Origin of the sequence: Tunturibacter psychrotolerans, from assembly GCF_040359615.1 — a bacterium.
Taxonomy (GTDB): domain Bacteria; phylum Acidobacteriota; class Terriglobia; order Terriglobales; family Acidobacteriaceae; genus Edaphobacter; species Edaphobacter psychrotolerans.
Genome location: NZ_CP132942.1, coordinates 3,690,074 through 3,708,656, shown reverse-complemented (window position 1 = coordinate 3,708,656; position 18,583 = coordinate 3,690,074). Strand labels below are relative to the sequence as shown.

General features: G+C 60.0%; 12 protein-coding genes. 9 read left to right on the top strand and 3 right to left on the bottom strand.

All coding sequences use genetic code 11. The features are described from left to right. Positions 1-39 precede the first annotated feature (39 nt). Together RBB77_RS15370 and RBB77_RS15365 are read right to left on the bottom strand one after the other, a co-directional pair. Entirely contained in the window at positions 40-2,535 is a 2,496-nt protein-coding gene (locus RBB77_RS15370) for a RecQ family ATP-dependent DNA helicase (RefSeq protein WP_353062618.1), read from the bottom strand. Positions 2,536-2,644: 109 nt separating this feature from the next. Beyond that, positions 2,645-3,151, bottom strand: a complete 507-nt coding sequence (locus RBB77_RS15365) for an energy transducer TonB (RefSeq protein ID WP_353062617.1) — start codon at positions 3,149-3,151, stop codon at positions 2,645-2,647. Positions 3,152-3,323: 172 nt separating this feature from the next. Here RBB77_RS15365 and RBB77_RS15360 point away from each other — a divergent pair, with 172 nt between their 5' ends. The 9 genes from RBB77_RS15360 (at position 3,324) to RBB77_RS15320 (ending at position 12,484) form a co-directional block, all read left to right on the top strand. Further along, positions 3,324-4,523: an acyltransferase family protein gene (locus RBB77_RS15360; RefSeq protein ID WP_353062616.1), complete on the top strand. Its 1,200-nt coding sequence runs from the start codon at positions 3,324-3,326 to the stop codon at positions 4,521-4,523. Between the two features lie 265 nt (positions 4,524-4,788). Further along, on the top strand, positions 4,789-5,235 hold the full coding sequence (locus RBB77_RS15355) for a rhodanese-like domain-containing protein (RefSeq protein ID WP_353062615.1): 447 nt from the start codon (positions 4,789-4,791) through the stop codon (positions 5,233-5,235). 139 nt (positions 5,236-5,374) lie between these two features. Further along, complete coding sequence (locus tag RBB77_RS15350; protein ID WP_353062614.1) at positions 5,375-6,967, top strand: S10 family peptidase; 1,593 nt, start codon at positions 5,375-5,377, stop codon at positions 6,965-6,967. A 142-nt stretch (positions 6,968-7,109) separates the two neighbouring features. Further along, a complete protein-coding gene (locus RBB77_RS15345) occupies positions 7,110-7,337 on the top strand; it encodes a hypothetical protein (RefSeq protein ID WP_020713518.1) in 228 nt (75 codons plus the stop codon). A 127-nt stretch (positions 7,338-7,464) separates the two neighbouring features. Continuing rightward, positions 7,465-8,610: a 3,4-dihydroxy-2-butanone-4-phosphate synthase gene (gene ribB, locus RBB77_RS15340; RefSeq protein ID WP_353062613.1), complete on the top strand. Its 1,146-nt coding sequence runs from the start codon at positions 7,465-7,467 to the stop codon at positions 8,608-8,610. A gap of 294 nt (positions 8,611-8,904) precedes the next feature. After that, a complete protein-coding gene (locus tag RBB77_RS15335) occupies positions 8,905-9,828 on the top strand; it encodes a GAF domain-containing protein (RefSeq protein WP_353062612.1) in 924 nt (307 codons plus the stop codon). Between the two features lie 107 nt (positions 9,829-9,935). After that, a complete protein-coding gene (locus RBB77_RS15330) occupies positions 9,936-10,712 on the top strand; it encodes a hypothetical protein (RefSeq protein WP_353062611.1) in 777 nt (258 codons plus the stop codon). An 89-nt stretch (positions 10,713-10,801) separates the two neighbouring features. Continuing rightward, positions 10,802-11,530, top strand: a complete 729-nt coding sequence (locus RBB77_RS15325; RefSeq protein WP_353062610.1) for a DUF4440 domain-containing protein — start codon at positions 10,802-10,804, stop codon at positions 11,528-11,530. Positions 11,531-11,563: 33 nt separating this feature from the next. Further along, positions 11,564-12,484 carry a hypothetical protein gene (locus tag RBB77_RS15320; RefSeq protein ID WP_353062609.1) on the top strand — a complete coding sequence of 307 codons (921 nt, stop codon included), beginning with the start codon at positions 11,564-11,566 and terminating at the stop codon, positions 12,482-12,484. 74 nt (positions 12,485-12,558) lie between these two features. Here the strand turns inward: RBB77_RS15320 and RBB77_RS15315 are convergent, their stop codons facing one another. Then, positions 12,559-18,480 carry a choice-of-anchor D domain-containing protein gene (locus RBB77_RS15315; RefSeq protein ID WP_353062608.1) on the bottom strand — a complete coding sequence of 1,974 codons (5,922 nt, stop codon included), beginning with the start codon at positions 18,478-18,480 and terminating at the stop codon, positions 12,559-12,561. Positions 18,481-18,583 lie beyond the last annotated feature (103 nt).

Below are 18,583 nucleotides of genomic sequence, written 5' to 3'. Positions count from 1 at the left end.
CTACTGAGCGGGGCCAGTTTACCTTATGCGGCGTGGAGATCAGGTGGTGCAGACTTCTATGATTCCGGGGCCGAATTTTTCTACTTTTTCGAGGCCTAGGCCCTGAATAGATTTGAGCTGGGTTAGGGTTTGTGGTCGGGCGAGGACTATGTTGCGGAGGGTGGTGGAGGCGAGGACGAAGAAGAGAGGGAGGCCGAGGCGTTCGGACTCGGCTTTGCGCCAGTCGCGGAGACGTTCGTCGAGGGCTTGTTGGTCTGGGGTCAGGGATTCGATTGGGTCGGGTGCGGTGGCGCGCTGGCGAGTGAAGGTTTCTGTGGGGATGCTATTGGCGGTAGAGAGGAAGGCGGGTCTCTCCACTTCGATGCGCTCCGGTCGAGATGGCGATTCTTTTGTATGCGGGAGGGCTCTTGTTGTGGCGGAGGTGACGTTTGGCGAACGGGTGACGCGAGGGTTGGAGGAGTCTATGATGCCGCTGGTAGCTTCGGCGCGGCAGAGAGCGATGAGGTCTGCGCCGTAGCGGTCGGCTTTTTCCTGGCCTATGCCGGAGACGGTGAGGAGTTGGGAGATCGTCTGCGGAGCTGCGAGGACGAGGTTGTGGAGGACGCTGTCGCCGAAGACGATGAAGGCGGGTTTGCCGGTTTTGGCGGCTTCGGTTTTGCGCCACTCTCGGAGGTTGGCTTCGAGGGATTTTTGCGTTGGCGTGTAGGCTGCGGTGGTTTGGTCGCGCTCGGCTTTGAGAGAGGCCTTGGATGGTTTGGCTTTGTTGCTTGTTCCTGATTTTTTGCGCGACGTGGCGGCTTGGCCTGCGTCTTTGAGGAGGAGATCGGGAGGGAGGGGGCCAGTTAGGGTGCGGCCTTCGTGAGTGAGGGCTGCTTTTTTGTAGGTGACGACGTTGCCTTCGGGATTAGTCCACTGATCGGTGATCAGTGTGATGAGGCCGGAGCGGGTGAGGGCGTCGAGGAGAGTGTCGAAGACTTTGCGCTCGGCGGCGGGGGTGTTGCGCAAGGGGCCCGTGGAGAGCTCGGTGTGGAGTTTGCCGGTGGCGCGGGTTTGGCCGTCGAGTGCGCGGAGGATGGCGCGGAGTTGGCGTTCTTCTTCGGTGGTGGGTTGACGGAAGGTTTGTGCTGTGGCGCTCAGCGGGGCGCAGAAGTCGCAGTGGCCGCAGGGGCGGAGGCCGTCGTCGGTGTCGCCGAAGTGCTGGATGAGCGCGGCCATGCGGCACTGGGCGGATTCGGCGAACTGGACCATGCGGTCGATTTGAGAGCGGCGGAAGTTGATTTGTTCGTCGTAGCCTTTGCGCCAGGCGGCGCTGCGGGGGGCGTCTTCGGCAGCGCGGACGTTGCCGCCCATGTCGATGTTGGCGGCGCCCTGGGCGATGAGTTTTTCGACGGCCTTGTCGAAGGTCTCGGCTTCCATCTGGAGTCGCTGACGGAGGAGGTCGGGCATCTGGTAGTCGCTGGTGAGAAGGGCGGCAACGCGGGTGAGGTCGGTGATGGCGGGGTAGTCGCGCTCGAGGAAGAAGTCGTGCATCTTGCGGTCGGCGAAGGAGTGGAGGAGCACGGTGCGGGAGGGTTTGCCGTCGCGTCCGGCGCGGCCGATCTCCTGGTAGTACTGCTCGACGGAGCCGGGGAGTGCAGTGTGGACTACGGTGCGGACGTCGGCTTTGTCGATGCCCATGCCGAAGGCGATGGTTGCTACCACTACTTCCAAATTGCCGGAGAGGAAGTGGCGCTGGACGCGCTCGCGTGTGGCGGGGTCGAGGCCGGCGTGGTAGGCGGCGGCAGATCCGCCTAGTGTGGAGGCGAGGTCTTCGGCGGCTTTGCGTGAGGGTGCGTAGACGATGGCGGGGCGGTTGGATTTTTCCTTGAGGAGGTTGGCGGTGAACTCGTTGCGGCGGGGCTTGGAGAGCTCGACGACCTCTATGGCGAGGTTGTGGCGACGGAAGCCGTGGATGAAGAGGTCGGGTTGGGTGAGTTTGAGTTGGGTGATGATGTCGCGCTGGACGGTGGGCGTGGCGGTGGCGGTGAGAGCGATGACGGGGGCAGGGCGCAGGGCGGGGAGGAAGTCGCCGAGGGTGCGGTAGTCGGGGCGAAAATCGTGGCCCCACGCGGAGATGCAGTGGGCTTCGTCGATGGCGATGAGGGAAGGCTTGCGGCGGGCGAGCATTTCAGGGAAGTTGGGGACGCGCATGCGCTCGGGCGCGATGAAGAGGAACTGGAGGGTGCCGTCGAGGTAGTCGCGGCAGGCTTGACGGGCTTCGTCGCGGGAGAGGCCGGAGTGGATGCGGGCGACGCGAAGGCCGGCGGCGGTGAGCTTGGTGGCCTGGTCGTCCATGAGCGCGATGAGAGGGGAGATGACGAGGGCGGTGCCACCGCGGGCGATGGCGGGGAGCTGATAGCAGAGGGATTTTCCTGCTCCGGTGGGCATGACTAGCAGGACGTCGCGGCCATCGGTAGCGGCGCGACATACGGCCTCCTGGTTGGCGCGAAACTCAGCGAAGCCGAAGGTTTGATGGAGGAGGGTTTCGAGGTTCATGCTGCTAGATCGAGTTTCGCATAATCTTCGCGTGAGGGCGAAGCGGCTTGTGTGGAACTCGAGGTAGATAGCTTGAGTCCTGGATGGAGTTTGACTTCGTTAGGTGGAGCTAGAAAATCATGTAGTTCACTTCGACGTTCAACCGATGCGGGACAGGAGTGCCGCGGTAGGTCGCGGGGGTGAACCGATACTGCGCGACGACTTTGACAGCGTTCTGGTCGAGTTCGAGGGCTGCCTCACGTTGCTTCGCGGCCACCGTATCGGCGATCGATTTCGCGACGTGTATGTCAGTTGCCGTGCCGTTCGTAGTCACGATCAGAGAGACTAGGCAGTCGCCTCCAATCTTTTTCTTTCTCGCTTTTTCGGAGAATTCTGGCTCGACAGAGAAGATGAGCTTCGGAGGTGTAACTCCGTCTCCAGCGTGATAGATGCCGAAGAAATCTGGATTGGGGAGCGACGGTTTGGGACTAGCTTGTGCGTCCGGCTTCTTGTTTTCTGGGGATGATGCGGCGGGTGAAGCCTGTTGCGGGAGAGCCAAAGCTGGATTCGCGAAGACGACGGTTTGAACCGTAACTCCGATGAGGAACGTTATGACGCTGAGCTTTGTAGCGGTCATGGTGTCGTCCGAAATTCATAGAGAGAGTAGCAGGTATTGCACGACTCTGAATGTTTTCAAATCTCAGCCTTAGCTTTGGTCAAGCGCAGGTTGAAGTTTGGGTGCCCGAATGTGCTGAATCGATTAAATAATGGACTTTGCTCTTTGTTGTCTGTAGAAAGTTGACACGTCTATGACGGGTTTAATTTTGCAGAAGAAAGATTCCGGGGTTGGTGTGCGCGATGCGAGGTTGATGTCTCTCGATGTTTTGCGCGGTCTGACGATAGCTGGAATGATTCTGGTGACCGATCCCGGAACTTACAGCGCGGTGTATTGGCCGTTGCTGCATGCACAGTGGAACGGTGCGACGCCGACCGACATGATCTTTCCGTGCTTTTTGTTTATGAGTGGGGTTGCGATTACGCTTTCGTTCGCGGCGAGGATTGAACGTGGGGCCGACCGCGGGACGCTCGCTCGGCACATCGTCGCGCGCTGCGTTGTGCTCTTCGTGATTGGCCTGCTGGTGAATGGGTTTCCTGACTACGATCTGCATACGGTGCGTATTCCGGGGATTCTGCAGCGAATTGCGATCTGCTATCTTTGCGGCGGCATGATCTATCTGTGGAGTCGCGGCGATGGGCGATTTCGTGGGCGTGGCATTTTTATGATTGGAGCCTTGACGGGTTGTCTTCTTGGTGGGTACTGGGCGGTGTTGAAGCTTGTGCCGGTGCCTGGGTTCGGAGTTGGCCGTCTGGATTCAGTGGGCAATGTTGCGGCTTATGTGGACCGCGCCATCATTGGGACTCGGCATATGTGGGCGTACGGGACTACGCCTGGGTACGGAGTGACGTATGACCCTGAGGGGATCCTTTCGACGGTGACTGCGTTGGCTACGCTTTTGATCGGTGTGCTTGCGGGGGAGTGGATGCGTGGCAGACGCTCGGATGGGCAGAAGGCATTGGGGCTGGCTTTGGCTGGGTTGGTGCTTGTGCTGGCGGGGTGGTTTCTGCAGCCCTGGCTTCCTATCAATAAGAAGATTTTGACGAGTACGTTTGCGCTGTTCAGCAGTGGGGTAAGTCTGCTGGCGTTTTGCGTGTGCTTTGTGATCCTTGATATGAGGCGGTGGCGGTGGTGGGCTCGGCCTGCGCTGATCTTTGGCACCAATGCGATCTTCGCGTTTGTGCTTTCAAATGTGATCACTACACTGAGCGACCGGATTCATGTGAGGGCTGGTGGCGCTGACTTGAGCCTGCATGCGTGGGGATACCAGTATGGTTTTGCTTCGTGGATGAAGCCGATCCATGCGTCTCTGGCGTATGCCATTACGATTGTCTGCCTTAATATGTCGATCGTGGGTCTGCTTTATCGGAAGCGGATCTTCCTGCGGATTTGAGACGATAAGTGAAAATGCGCGAACAGATCCTTCAGTCGGAACGAGATGGCATGAATCGTGTCATTGCGAGTGCAAAGTGTATGGTTAGGTTGGTCGGGCGAGAGCTCTTTGCTTCAGGGGAATTTCATCTGCGGCGGTTTTGAGCGGACTTTGTTGAGGAGGATGTGGTTTTGGGACTGCTCGATCTGGTTACTGGCGCAGAATTCATCGCATCTTTCGGCACGGGACTTCAATCAGATAGTGCAGGGAAGTTGGGAGGACCAAAATGTATCTGATTCTCATTTGCGTAGTTGGGTTTTTGGTCTTGCTGTTCGGATTTTTCAGGATAAGGCAGTTGCGGCGAAGGCGAGAGCTGGAGGCGCACAGCATCGATGCGGACTCCCTTCGGCAATTGATGGAAGAAAATGCGGATATTCTGCTGTTCGATGTTCGGCAGCCGCTGGATTTGCTGGCGCATTCGGAGATAATTCCTGGCGCGAGGAGGCTTCCGCCGAAGGAGGTGCTTCACGAGGCTACGCTGATTCCGAAGGAGAAAGAGTCGGTGATTTATTGCACGTGCGTTAGCCAGAGTACGAGCCGGATGATTCTGGAGAGAGCGTTAGAGCTCAACTTTACCAAGATCAAGTTCCTGAAGGGTGGACTGGATGCGTGGAAGGCGAAGGGGTATCCGGTCGAGCGTTATACGACGCCGTTCCATCTTGATACGGCGTAAGTAACACCGAAGTATTAGCACCGGGAATGCGGAATTGCGGCTTTGTAGAGGCGGTCGGAAAGGTATGATGATCGCGTCGACAAAGCCGCAATTTGTTTTGGATTGCGTCGGATTTGGATAGCGCTCCCGGAGAAGTGAATTGACTCAGACCGAGGCTTCGAAGTTTTTGTTGGTATCTCGGATGCCATACGCTGTTGTTGCATTGATGGTGGTGTTAATGTCGGTGCCTGCATTCTCTCAGTCTGCCGAGAGTAAGCAACATGCTGGGGAAGCCGAGCCGAAGAAGGAAGAGCCGAGCGTTCCAATTCCCGCAGAGGCCAGTTCGGTGACGAAGCATGAGTGGGCCGCCGGTGGGCGGATGGTTCACTACACGGCGACCGCGGGAAATCTGCTGATACGAGACGAGCAGGATAAGCCGAATGGAAGCATCTTCTACGTGGCTTATACGGAAGATGGGGTGGATGCGAAGAGCCGGCCGATCACTTTTTTCTACAATGGCGGACCGGGCGCGGCGACGATCTGGTTGCATATGGGATCGTTCGGGCCAGTGCGGGTGGTGACGCAGAGTCCGGAGGCAACGGGGCCGGCTCCGTTTGAATGGGTGCAGAATCAATACAGCCTTCTGGATAAGAGCGACCTTGTGTTTGTCGATGCGCCGTTGACGGGGTTTTCGCGTGCGGTTGGGAAGGGAACGGTCAAAGACTTTGCCGGGACCGATCAGGATATTGTGGCGTTCAGGAAGTTTATTGTGCGGTACATTACGGCGAATCAACGGTGGAATTCGCCGAAGTTTTTATTTGGCGAGTCGTATGGAACGACGCGTTCGGCGGGGTTGGTGAGTGCGCTGCAGAATGATGGGGTCGAGTTCAATGGCGTGACGCTGCTGTCGTCGATTTTGAACTACAACAGGCGTAATTCCGGGCTGGACTATGAGGCGGTTGGGTACCTGCCTTCGTTCGCGGCGATTGCGTTTCACTATCACAAGGTGAAGACGAGCCTGAGTCTGGCTGAGTGGGTGGAGCAAGCGAGAGTGTTTGCGCGGGGACCTTATGCGGAGGCGTTGCAGCAAGGGGACAAGTTGCCGGCGGCGCAGTTCGATGCGATGGCGGCCAAGGTGGCGGCGATTACGGGGCTCAGTGTGGAGTATGTGAAGGAGGCCAAGCTGAGGATTTCAGCGACGCGGTTTCGCAAGGAGTTGTTGCGCGAGGATCAGCGAACGCTGGGTCGATATGATGCTCGGTTTATGGGATGGGACCAGGACTCGGCGGGGGAGAACCCGAGCTACGACCCGTCGGATACGGGGATCAGCGGAGTGTATGTGGGGGCGTTTCATGAGTACCTTCAGAGGGAGCTGAAGTATATGAGTCAGGAGCCTTATTACACCTCGGGGCCGGGGGTGAATGAAGCCTGGGACTTCAAGCACAGAGCTGCCGGGGCCGTGAGCGGACGTGGAGGGGAACAGACTGCGCCCGATGTTGCGGTGGATTTGGCGGATGCAATTCGGAAGAACCCGAAGCTTCGGGTGTTTTCGGCCAATGGTTACTTTGATTTGGCTACGCCATTCTTTTCAACGGAGTACGACCTGAGCCATATGGATCTGCCGGAGAAACTGGTTGATAACGTGCAGTTTGGTTACTATCCGGCGGGTCACATGGTCTATCTGAATGTGGATGCGTTGAAGGAAATGAAGGCTGATCTGGTGAAGTTCTATGGCTTGGCTCAGCAGCGCTAAAACCACTGCAAGAATGCCTTATGGGAGGTAGCGGAGCGGCTTGCTTTTGCCGTGTAAATGCCTTAGAATGAAGGTTGCGTTAATTTCCCAGAGAGTAAAACGCGAAGTGCGGAATCAAATATTGAAGAGGTACTGAGAAAACATGGCAAAGCGTCGTGGAAATCCCAACTGGGGCAAGCCTGAGCCGATTGGGCCGGTTGTTCCAACGGTAACATCGTTCGAGCAGGTTGTGAAGGAGTTCAAGCTCACACCCGATCAGTACATTCGTTCGACTCGGCTCCGTGAGTGGGCCCGTAGAAACAAGAATTCGAAGTACATTCCCGAGGCTCTTTTAGAGGCGTGGGGATTCGAGATCGAGTCCACGCTGTAAGCGTTTGGTTTCAATTTTGCAATTTGGTTGTAAAAAGACAGCGCTGCCCCGAGTGGGTGGCGCTTCTTTTTTGCGTCGGACGTAATATGAGAGGCGTCGAAAGAGATGCAGTTGGAAGGCGGGGACTATGTTTGCTGACGTGGCAGAGGCGGTAGCGGAGTTCAAGGCGGGGCGGATGGTGGTCGTCGTGGACGATGAAGACCGCGAGAATGAAGGCGACCTGACGCTGGCTGCGGAGTTTGTTACGCCGGAGGCCATTAACTTTATGGCGAAGTATGGCCGGGGTTTGATCTGTTTGACGCTGACGGAAGATCGTGCGGATTATCTGCGGCTGGGGCCGATGACACAGGAGAATACGTCTCGGTTTGGGACCGCGTTCACCGAGAGCATCGAGGCGCGGGAAGGCGTTACGACTGGGATCTCTGCTGCTGACAGGGCTCATACGATCAAGGTTGCGATCGACCCGCGCTCGACGGCGCATGATCTGGCTCGGCCGGGGCATGTGTTTCCACTGCGTGCGCGGAAGGGTGGCGTGCTGGTGAGGGCGGGGCAGACAGAGGCTTCGGTGGATCTGGCGCGGATGGCGGGGCTGGTAACCGCTGGTGTGATCTGCGAGATCATGAACGACGATGGGACGATGGCGCGGGTGCCGGACCTGGTGAAGTTCTGCGCGGAGCATGGGCTGTTGATGGTGACGGTGGCGGATCTGATTCGCTATCGGCTGCAGCATGAGCGGTACATTCATCGCGTGGCCGAGTCTCTGGTGCCTACGGCGCATGGTGAGTTCCGCATGATCGCATATGAGAGCGAGGTGGATGGCGGAGAGTCGCATATTGCGCTGGTGTATGGGGATGTGAGCGGTGAGGAGCCGGTGACGGTGAGGGTGCATACACACTGCCTGGCGGGGGATGTTTTTTCTACGACGCTGTGTGATTGCAAGGCCGTGGTGGATCAATCGCTGAAGATGATTGCGGAGGAAGGCAAGGGAGCGCTGGTGTATCTGCACAATGGCAGCGCGGGTTTTGGCGTGGATAAAGCGGTGACGCCACCGCGGATTGTGCTGCATCGGGAGCAGCGGGCTCGGGAGGGGAATGATGACCGGGCGCACAGAACGCTGCGGCAGGTGGGGCTGGGCGGGCAGATTCTGTCGGATCTGGGGATTCACAAGATTCGGCTGCTGACCAATACTCCGACGCATGTGCCGGCGCTGCAGGGGTTCGGGATTGAGATCGTGGAACAGGTGCCGGTTTCGATAGGGTCGGTTCGGCGGTAGACGTTTAAGAAAAAAATGCTGGCGTGGTGGGTTGGGGGAGAACTGCGCTTTGTGGGCGGTTTTTCAGGGGTGTTTTGGGGAAATGCGCGTTTTTGCGGTGGTGTTTTTGTGGTGGCGTTGTGGTGGGGTGTGTGGCTGGCGTGGTGATTAAGCCGCGTAATTTTTGGGTTCTGGAAATACGCCACGTTTGAGAGAGATTTCTTGAGTTTCTTTTCTGGCGTGGGCTATGATCTGTAACACCTCCCCTGAACAGTATGATGGATGCTTCGGTTTCTGACGGAAGTCGGAGATGACGTGGCTTCGATTCTTTGCGGATTCGACCGCGCAGGTAGTTGGGCCGAGAGGGCGAAAGGGTTTTATCAGATGAGTACGGTCGATTCGATTACGGCGGATACGGGCCTCGAGGTGATCGACCTTGTTGAGGATGCTTCGTTTGCGGAGAGACATCTTCATGAGCGCGACGTTGTGACCCAGATGGAGGGGATGCGCCGGGTAGCGCGTGCCTTTATCGACAACCCCGATGCGATATTGCAGGAGCTAGTGAATGCGGCGGTGGAGTTGTGCGGCGCGGACAGTTCGGGTATCAGCATCCAACAGGACACCGGAAGAGATGAGGATTATTACCATTGGGTCGCGACTGCGGGGGCGTACTCGGGATTTCTGAATGCGGTGCTTCCGCGTTCGCCGAGTGCGTGCGGCGTTTGCCTGGAGCGAGGACGGCCACAACTTTTTCGCGTGACGCAGCGTTTCTTTGATCTGTTGGGAGTCGAAGCGCCTGAGGTGACCGATGGGATTCTGCTTCCGTGGGATGAGGGGGAGACTCGCGGCACGATCTTTGTTATGGCTCATGGGCGGGATGAGGCGTTCGACGGGAACGACGTGCGGATGATGCAGGTGCTGGCGGATTTTGTGGCGATGGGTGTGAGGCAGCAGCGGCAGCAGAAACAGCTGATGGAGCAGGCGATGCTGGGTGCCGCGGCTGGGATGGCGAATGAGTTGGCTCACAGGATCAATAATCCGCTGCAAAGCATTACGAACCTGGTGTATCTGGCGGCTGCAGGCGGGGTGTCCGGAGATGCGAAGACGTTGGCCGAGGAGCTTTCGGTTCCGATTCAAAGGCTGTCTGTGTTGGCTGCGCGATTGCTTTCGCTGCCTACGGCTGCGAATCGGCGGCCAGAGACGGTTGACGAAGACCTTCGCGTGATGACGGCGGAGTAAAAGCTCAGGGACAACGGAAGAACCTCTTTTTCCTAAGCCGCGATCTTTTCCTGAGTGACGATTCGGGTGGATAATGGCTTCGCTTTCTTGCGAGGAGGAGAGCCGTGGTGAGTCGAGTTCGCTTTGAGAGAGCAGCTTTATATCTGTTGTTGGGAGGCGTGGTTTTCTGTGCTGTAGGGAAGGCTCAGCTGATGCCCGCGCCGCCGCAGATGCCTACGATACCGCAGGCGCCACCAATACCGGATGCTCCGACGATGCCGCCGGACTTGCAAGCTCCGCAGGGGCCGCCGCCGGATGCGCCGCAGCAGAGGCAGCAACAGCAAGATCAGGCGAGAAGAAATAATCAGCAGGGGGCGTCGGGATCGGCGGGGTTTATGGGGGCGTGGTGCGCGCAGGGAGACCCTTCGAAGCAGGCTTCGATCAGCAGTAATGGACCGATCCTGAACCTGCGGAATGAGAGTGGGAGTACGTCGATTGGGAACTTCCAGGGCGACAATCAGATCGTCGCGCCGGAGTGGCAGTTTGTGACGGGGACGCTTAGTGGAGATGGACGGCGGATCAATTGGTCGAATGGAACGTTCTGGGCCAGGTGTTACGGCGGCGGTGGTGGTGGGGGTGGTGGTGGGTATCGACAGCCGAATCTGAATGGGAACTGGTATCCGAATGGGAATCGATCGCTGCAGTGTTCGATTCAGCAACGGCGGGGAAATTTGACGTTGCAGAACGAGGTGGGAGATAGAGCTACTGGATCGTTCAATGGCAAGTGGGGTGTGACGACGAACTGGCAGGGGACCAGGATCACGGGGACGATAAGCAAGGATGGGACTCGGATCGATTGGAGTAATGGGACGTACTGGGTTCGGTATCGGCTCTATGGACAGTAGGCAATTGATCTGCTGAGGGAACTCTGAGCTTTGGGTGGCGTACCTACTGTGCAGAATGGTGGGTCGGAGTTTGTCTGAAGGAGAGTGAGATGAAGCCAGTTCTGGTTGCTTCGTTGGTGATTGCGGTCTTCGTGTGTCCGGTGGCGCGTGGAGTGGATATATCGAAGATTACCGAAGTGGAACTAGTTCAGCGGACACAAGAGCTTTACGATGCGGTTGGGCCTGGTAATCAGGCGCCTTGGAAGAAGTATGTCGCAGAGGATGCGATGTTCTTCGATGAGAAGGGCAGGGCGATGGATAAGGCTGCACTGATGGAAGATCTGCAACCGTTGCCTGCGGGCTACAGCGGGACGATTCGGGTGGTGCGTCCGAAGTCGCTGCTTACGGTGAACGTTGCGATTTTGAGTTATGACTGCGATGAGGTGGAGACGGTGTTTGGGCGGGAGCTGCATGCACGTTATCACTCGACCGACACGTGGTTGTATCGGAATCAGGCGTGGCAGATTGTTGCGAGCCAGACGTTGCGGTACTACGAAGATCCGGCTGTGGGTGAGGTCGCGGAGGCTCTGTTGAATGATTATGTGGGCAGGTACGAGCTGGCTCCGGGGAATGTAGCCACGGTGACGCGGCAGGGGAGTGAGTTGTATGCGCAGCGCAACTCGGGGAAGCCGTATCAGCTCTTGCCGGAGTCTCCGGATATGTTTTTTCGTGCGGGAGTTGAGGGGCGGCGGTTGTTTCATCGCGATGCGGCGGGGCATGTGGACATGATGATTGACCGCAGGAATAACGAAGATCTGCTTTGGAAGAAGATTCGATAGTGCGCCATAAATTCTGATTGGGAAGAGGTGTTTGTGCCGCCGACTACTAATGTTTGGATTTGCGTTGCGGGGGTGATTGCTCTTGTTGTTGGGTTCGTTGCCGCGAGAAGAGAGTTGCAGACGGCGGTAGGGCTGGACAAACTGGTTGCCGTTGGCAGGGTGCTGTTTGCGGCACCGTTGGCGGCGTTTGGGGCGGAGCATCTGGTGCTCGGCAAGGTGATTATTGGGGCTGTTCCGGTGTGGATGCCGGTGCGGTTGTTCTGGGTTTACTTCGTTGGCCTTGCGTTGATTGCTGCTGCGTTTAGTTTGGCGCTTGGGATACGGGTTCGTCTGACTGCGACGCTGCTTGCGATCATGTTTTTTCTGTTTGTGGTGATGCTGCATGTGCCGAATGCGGTGGCGCAGATGCACGATAGATTCATCTGGAATGTGGCGTTGCGGGATCTTAGTTTTGGTGCGGGTGCGCTGGCGCTTGCGGGATTTTTGTGGTCGCGGGATGGCGGCGAGAATGTAGCGGTGTGGGTTGGGCGGGTGGTTTTTGGTGTTGTGCTGATGGTGTATGGGGTGGAGTTGATACTTTTTCCGCAGTTTGCGCCAGGGGTTCCGTTGGAAAAGCTGACGCCGTCGTGGGTGCCTGGGCCGCATGTTTGGGCGCTGCTGACTGGGCTGGTTTGTATTGGGGGTGGAGTGGCGATATTGATTCGGAGATATTGCCGCGATGGGGCAGCGGTGGTGGGTTTGGTGATGACGCTGCTTACGGTTTTTCTTTATCTACCGATTTTGCTGATGGCGTCTGGGGTACCTGCGGTGTTGGAGGGGGCGAACTACGTTTGGGATACGTTGCTGTATGCCGGTGCGGTGCTGCTGGTGGCGGAGGGGGCGCCCAAGGTGCGGTATGGTGTCGCTTTGGCTGATGAGGTCGGAGGGGCGACAGCAGATCCCCTTCGGGGATGACGACTAGAAAGGCAACGGCAACTGCAACTGCAAATACAAAAGAAACTGTAACGGTTACAAAATAATTGTTCCGCTTAATGGCCGGCTGTGACGATTAGGTTGAGGGTGACTGTCTGGGTGAGTTCGACACCGGTGGTGGAGGTGGCGGTGACTTGATATTGGTAAGTGCCGGGTGGGGTGAAGCGGAGGTTGGGGTCGGTGCCTCCGCGGCCGCAGCCGGAGATCCAGAGCGCGGGTAGGGTGAGGAGGATTGCGAATAAGAGCAGGCGTGTGGGGTGGGATTTTTGCGGGCTGCTTGATTTTGATTTCCAGAAGAAGAGGAAGGATAGGGGCAGGAGACAGAGGAGGGTGCGGTTGTGTGTCGTGTGGGTGTTTTGTGAGGTGGTGGGTGCGACGTCGGCTACGGTGTTGAGGTTGGCGATGGAGTTTTGTGCGGCGCCGTTGAGGTTGATTCTGGAAGGGAGCAGCGAGCAGGTGGCGTAGGGGCCGGGGGTGACGGGGGTGCAGTTGAGGACGACGGTGCCGCTGTAGTTGGATTGTGGGGTGAGCGTGAGGGTGTAGTCGGCGGCTTGCTCGCTGGGGATGGTGAGGGTGGCGGTGGGGCCTCCGTTGACGGTGAGGGTGAAGGTGCCGTTGGGGACGCCGGTGCCGGTGAGGGGGATGTTGAGGTTTTGGAGGCCAGTGTTCGGGTCGGTGGAGGTGATGACTCCGTTGCGCGGGCCGAGGGCGCTGGGGGCGAAGGTGACGGTGATCTTGCAGCTGTTGCCGGGGGCGAGCGTGGTGGAGGTGCAGGGGACGGTGATGGCGTAGTCGCCGGTGATGGTGAGGGCGAGGTTGGTGAGTGGAGCGGTGCCGGTGTTGGTGAGGATGAGGGTTTGGGCGGCGGAGGCTCCGATGGCGATGCTGCCGAAGTTGAGGGTGGTGGGGACGGCTTGCAGGTGGGATTGGATGCCAGTGCCCTGAAGACTGACGTTGATGGGCAGTTGGGTGAGAGAGGAAGCGACACTGAACAGGCCGCTGTGTGCGCCGGTTTGGGTGGGGGTGAAGGTGACTTGGGCAGTGCAGCTGGTGGAGGGGGCGAGGGAGCCTCCGGTGCTGGGGCAGTCGCTGGCCACGGTGTAGTTTGGGCTGGCGCTGAGGCCGAAGAAGACGGCTGGGGTGGCGCTGATGTTGGTGATCTGGACCGGAAGGGTGGCGCTGCTGCCGAGTTGGACGGAGCCGAAGTCGAGTGAGATGGGGGTGACGGTGATGGGGGATGGGGTAGCGATACCGAGCAGGCTGATGAACTCGAGTGCGGTGCTGGAGTCGGAGACGATTTCTATGGCGGAGATGCGGTTGGTGGTGGTGTTGGTGGCGACCGGCTGTGGTGCGAAGGCGATGATGATGGTGCAGCTCTGCGCGGGGATGAGGGTGGCGCAGGCGGATTGGACGGTGAAATCCGGTATGAAGTGGATGGGTTGGATGTGGAGGGTGGTGGTGCCGGTGTTGGAGAGCGTGACGGTTTGGGTTTCGGTGGCGTCGCCGACCTGGGTGGGACCGAAGGTGAGGGAGCTTTGCGAGAGGGCGTAGGAGACTAGCGGGGCGGCGTTACTGGGCGCGGCTACGGTGATTGGGGCGGCTCGGCCGGTGAGGGTGAGGAGATCGGGGGCGCTGAGAGCGTCGCTTTCAATGATGAGGGTGCCGGAGTCTGGGGCGGCGGGGCCGGGGGTGTTGGCGGTTTGGTTGATGGGGGTGTAGGCGAGGGTGGTGGCGCAGCTTTGGTTGGCGGCCAGGGTGTTGACGCAGTTGGTGGCGGCGATGAGGAAGGGCCACTGGCTGGTGAGGCGGCGGATGGTTAGTGAAGCTGTGCCGGTGTTGGTGAGGGTGACGGTTTGGGTGGTGCTTTGGCCGGAGGAGACCTGGCCGAAGTCGAGGACTGTCTGGCCGGGGATGATGTTGCCGGAGATGGTGAGGATGGCGGAGCCGATGCCGAAGCCTTCGACAAAACCGAGGCCGTTGAGGGTGGAGGAGCCGTCGGTGGGAGTGGCCTGGGCGAAGAGGGTGCCGGTGATATCACCGTTGGTGAGGGGGAGGAAGGTGACGTTGAAGTTGCAGGAGGCGTTGGGGGCGAGGGCGGCGCAGGCGGGGCCGCTGAGGAGGAACTGGCGGGGGAGCGCGATGTCGAGGGCGAGAGATTTGGCGGTGAGGTTGGTGATGGTGAACTGACGGGTTGCACCGAGAGTGCTGGTGGGGGCGGAGCCGTAGTTGGCCTGGTTGGGGAGGATCTGAAGGCCGGCGCTCTCGGTGGTGTAGGCGCCGGAGAGCGGGACGGTGTAGGTGGTTGGGCCGGTGGCGGAGCTGGTGACGGGGATCTGGAGGGTGTCGGTGACGGTGGCGTTGGTGGGGACGAAGTTGACCGTGATGGTGCAGGCTGCGGCGGGGGCGAGGTTGGTGCAGTTGTTGGTGGAGCTGAAGCTGGCGGTGGTATTGGTGGGAGTGGCGATCTGGAGGGTGGCGGTGCCGGTGTTGGTGAGGATGATGTTTTGTTGCGTGGAGGAGAGGCCGGGGACGTTGTTGAAGATGAGTGCGGTTGGGTTGAGGGAGAGGCCGGGGTCGGGCGAGCCGAAGCCGGTGAGGGTGGCGGTGATGGGGCCGGTGGAGGCCTGGAGGGTGAAGGTGCCGGTGCGCGCGCCGGTGGCGGTGGGGGAGAAGTTGACGTTGAAGAAGCAGGAGGCGTTGGGTGCGAGTGGGCCGCTGCAGGCGGAGCCGCCGGTGGGGGCGGTGCTGAGGGCGAAGTCGCCGGTGGAGATGGGGGCGGTGAGGTTGACGGCGGCGGTGGTGAGGTTGGTAACGGTGAAGAGCGAGGGGGCGCTGGTGCTATGGACCGGGACGGTGCCGAAGTCTTGCGTGGTGGGCGCGAGTATGAGTCCGGAGAGAGCTATGCCTGTGCCGGTGAGAGCGAGGGGGGATGGCGTGCCAGAGGCGGAGGAGGTGAGTGTGACGGCGGCGGTTTGAGTGCCGGGGGCCGACGGGGTGAACTGCACGCCTAGCCAGCAGTTGGTGCAGGTGCCGGTGAAGGTGGAGAGGAAGGCGGAGGTTGGCGGCTGGCCGTGGCCGAAGCCGATGTCTTCGACGAGGATGGCTTTGAAGTCGGGCGCGGAGGTGGTGGCGGTTAGGGTGCTGAAGGGGGCGTTGACCTTGTACCACTGGACTGACGGCTGGCCTACGAGGACGTTGCCGAAGGCGAGGGTGTTGTTGGGTGCGGTGACGATGGCGGTTCCGGTGCCGCTGAGGGTGACGTAAGAGGGAGAGGAACTGCCGGCAGTGACGGAGAGGAGGCCTTGACGGGTGCCTGGTTGCGATGGCGCGAAGGTGAGGACGACGGTGCAGGTTGCGTTGCCAGCGAGGGTGGCGGCGCAGTCGGTTGCGTCGGTGAAGTCGCCGGTGAGGGTGAGGGCGAGCGGGAAGGGGACGGCGCCGATGTTGTCGATGGTGACGGTCTGGGTGGTGCTGGAGGTGCTTGTGACGAGGACGGCGTTGGGGAAGCTGATGGTGGCGGGGGTGACGGTGAGGTTGGGGTTGGCGGACTGGCCGATTCCGGTGGGCTGGGGGTGAGTGGCGCCGGTGATGAGGACGGTGAGGCCTTCGTCGAGGGTGAGAGTGGTGGAGTCCGCTGATGGGGCTACCGGGGAGTTATAGGTTATTTCGAGCTGGCAGACGGTGTGGGGTTCGAGCGTGGTGGGGCAATGGTCTGTGAGGGTGAAGGGGGCAGCGAGGGTGACGGGCGTGTGAGTGACGGCGTTGGCGGAGTTGTTGGAGATGTAGAGATAGCGAGGGAGGGTGGGGCTGGCGTCGGAGCCGGTGCCGAATTGGGTGCCGAAGTCGATCTCGGTGGCGGAGAGATTAAGGTCTGTCGTTTGGGAGTAGGCGGTGAGGAGGGCGGAGTCGGTGCCGATGGTCCAGGGGATCTGGGCGAAGCCGTCGTTGGCGGAGGAGCTGGAGGGAGTGAAGCTGAGGGTGATGTGGCAGGTGGCGTTGGCGGCGAGGGTTTTGGTGTTGCCGGTTGCGGCGGGGCAGTCGCTGGAGGATTCGGCGAAGATGTAGGGCGTGGATTGGTTGCTGCCGAGTTGCGAGGGGAAGGTTTGCGGGGTGTTGCTTAAATTTGTAACTGTGATGGTTCGTGTGGCGATGGGGCTGGTCGCGGTTTGTATGCCGAAGTCGAGTTCGCGCGGGGAGAAGACGATTGCGTTTGGTGTGGCTGTGGTGGCGGGGAGCGTGACGGTTTGCGCGGTGGCGTTGCTGGCCTGGGCGGTGACGGTGCCGGGATTGGTGCTGGTGCTGGTGAGGGCGATGTTGCAATCCGCGCTGGGAGCGAGGGTGGTGGGGCAGTCGGTGGCGAGGGTGAAGTTTGTGGCTGTGAGTTGGAGGTTGGTTGCGGTGCTGCTGCCTAGGTTGCGGAGAGTCAGGTTGGGGGAGTCGTCGGTGGAGAGGGCGAGGCTGGGGGCGGCGGTGGTGGGGTTGAGTTTGGCGAGGTAGGCGGCAGAACCGGCGCAGAGGCTGCCGGTGCAGGAGCCGGTGGGGAGAGCGGCGGAGCGGAGGGTTGAGGGGAGTGCGGCGGTTGGGGTGTTGAGGAGCGGGAGGTCGTAGGTTTCGGTGGCGAGGAGACTGGAGCTTGCGGTGGGTGAAGCGCTGCCGGCGAAGGTCGGTTGGCCGAGTGCGTCGACGGTGAGGCTGGTGAGGATGACGGGGGCGCTTGCGAAGGCGAGGTTGGTGGTGGGGATTCCGCCGAGGCGGATGGTTTGGTCGATAGTGTTTTGTTGGGTTATGCGAAGGGCGTAGCTGTTGCCGATGGTGGAGAGAGCGGTGAGCGGGAGGAGCCAGGCGGGGTTGTTGCCTGTTGCCGATACCCAGGCGGCGCCGGAGGGTGCGGGGGTGACGGAGGATTGCGTTCCGGGGGCGAGGAGTTCGGAGGTTAGGAGTGTGCTGCCGTCCAGGGAGAGACGGAGGAGGGTCTGGTAGTTGGTGTTGACCAGCGGGGAGGAGACAGAGGCGATGGGGAACTGGCCGGGGGCGATGGAGCCGGTGAGGAGGAGATTTTGGGCGACGGGGTCGATGGCGAGGGAGGAGATGCCGGGGCCGGGGATGAAGGTGGAGAAGACGATGCCGTCGCCGGCGGGGGTGAGTTTGGTGAGGAAGCCGGAGGTGGTGGTGAGGATGTCGGGAATAATGGCGGAGAGGGTGGGATAGCCGGTGGAGGTGGTGTAGCCGGCGATGTAGGCGTTGTCGGAGGGGTCGGCTGCGATGGCGGCGGGGGCGGTGTTGCCGTTTTGGCCGCTGAGGTAGGTGGCGTAGAGGAGGGTGGTGCCGGTGGTGTTGAACTTTTCTACGAAGCCGTTTTGGAGGGAGCCTGAGGCGGGGGATTGGATGATGCCGGAGGGGGTGACGGGGAGCGCGGAGCCGAAGATGCTGCCGGTGAGGAAGACGGCGTCGGAGGTGGCGGCGATGGCGGAGGCGGCGGTGCGAGGGCTGCCGGCGTAGGTGAGGAAGATTGGATTTAAGTTTTGGTCGAACTTGCCGATGAACGAGTTGATAGATGTATCGGCCGCGTTGGGAAAGGCTGCGCCGGAGGTTGTGGTGAGGATGCCGGAGGTGGTGGTGCCGGTGATGTAGAGGTTGCCTGCGGGATCGGTGGCCATAGCTAGGCCGATGTCGCCGGTTGAGCCTAGATGGGTTTGGGCGAGGATGTTGGTTGCGGAGGCGTCGGTTTTGAGGAGGCGGATGCCGTCGCCCTGGTCGAGCAGGAGATAGAGGTTGCCGGCGGAGTCGGATTGGATGGCGTTGAACTGCGCGGAGCGCGCGTTCGAGGGATCTGGGTTCGAAGAGCCGAGCAGGCCGGTGAAGAGGAGTTGCTGGGGGCCGGTGAGCTGGGCGGCCAGGGGAAGGGAGGCGATCAGGAGGAGAGCGATGAAGCCGCAGAGACCGGCAACTGTACGTCGGAGAGAGAGCGGTGTCTTCATGTTTTGTTAGCTGCGGGCAGTACGCTGGTGCAGCCTGACCTTAAATATTCCTTGCGCTGGCGCTGTTGGGGTGGAGGAATTGGGACGATACGTTACCGAGGTA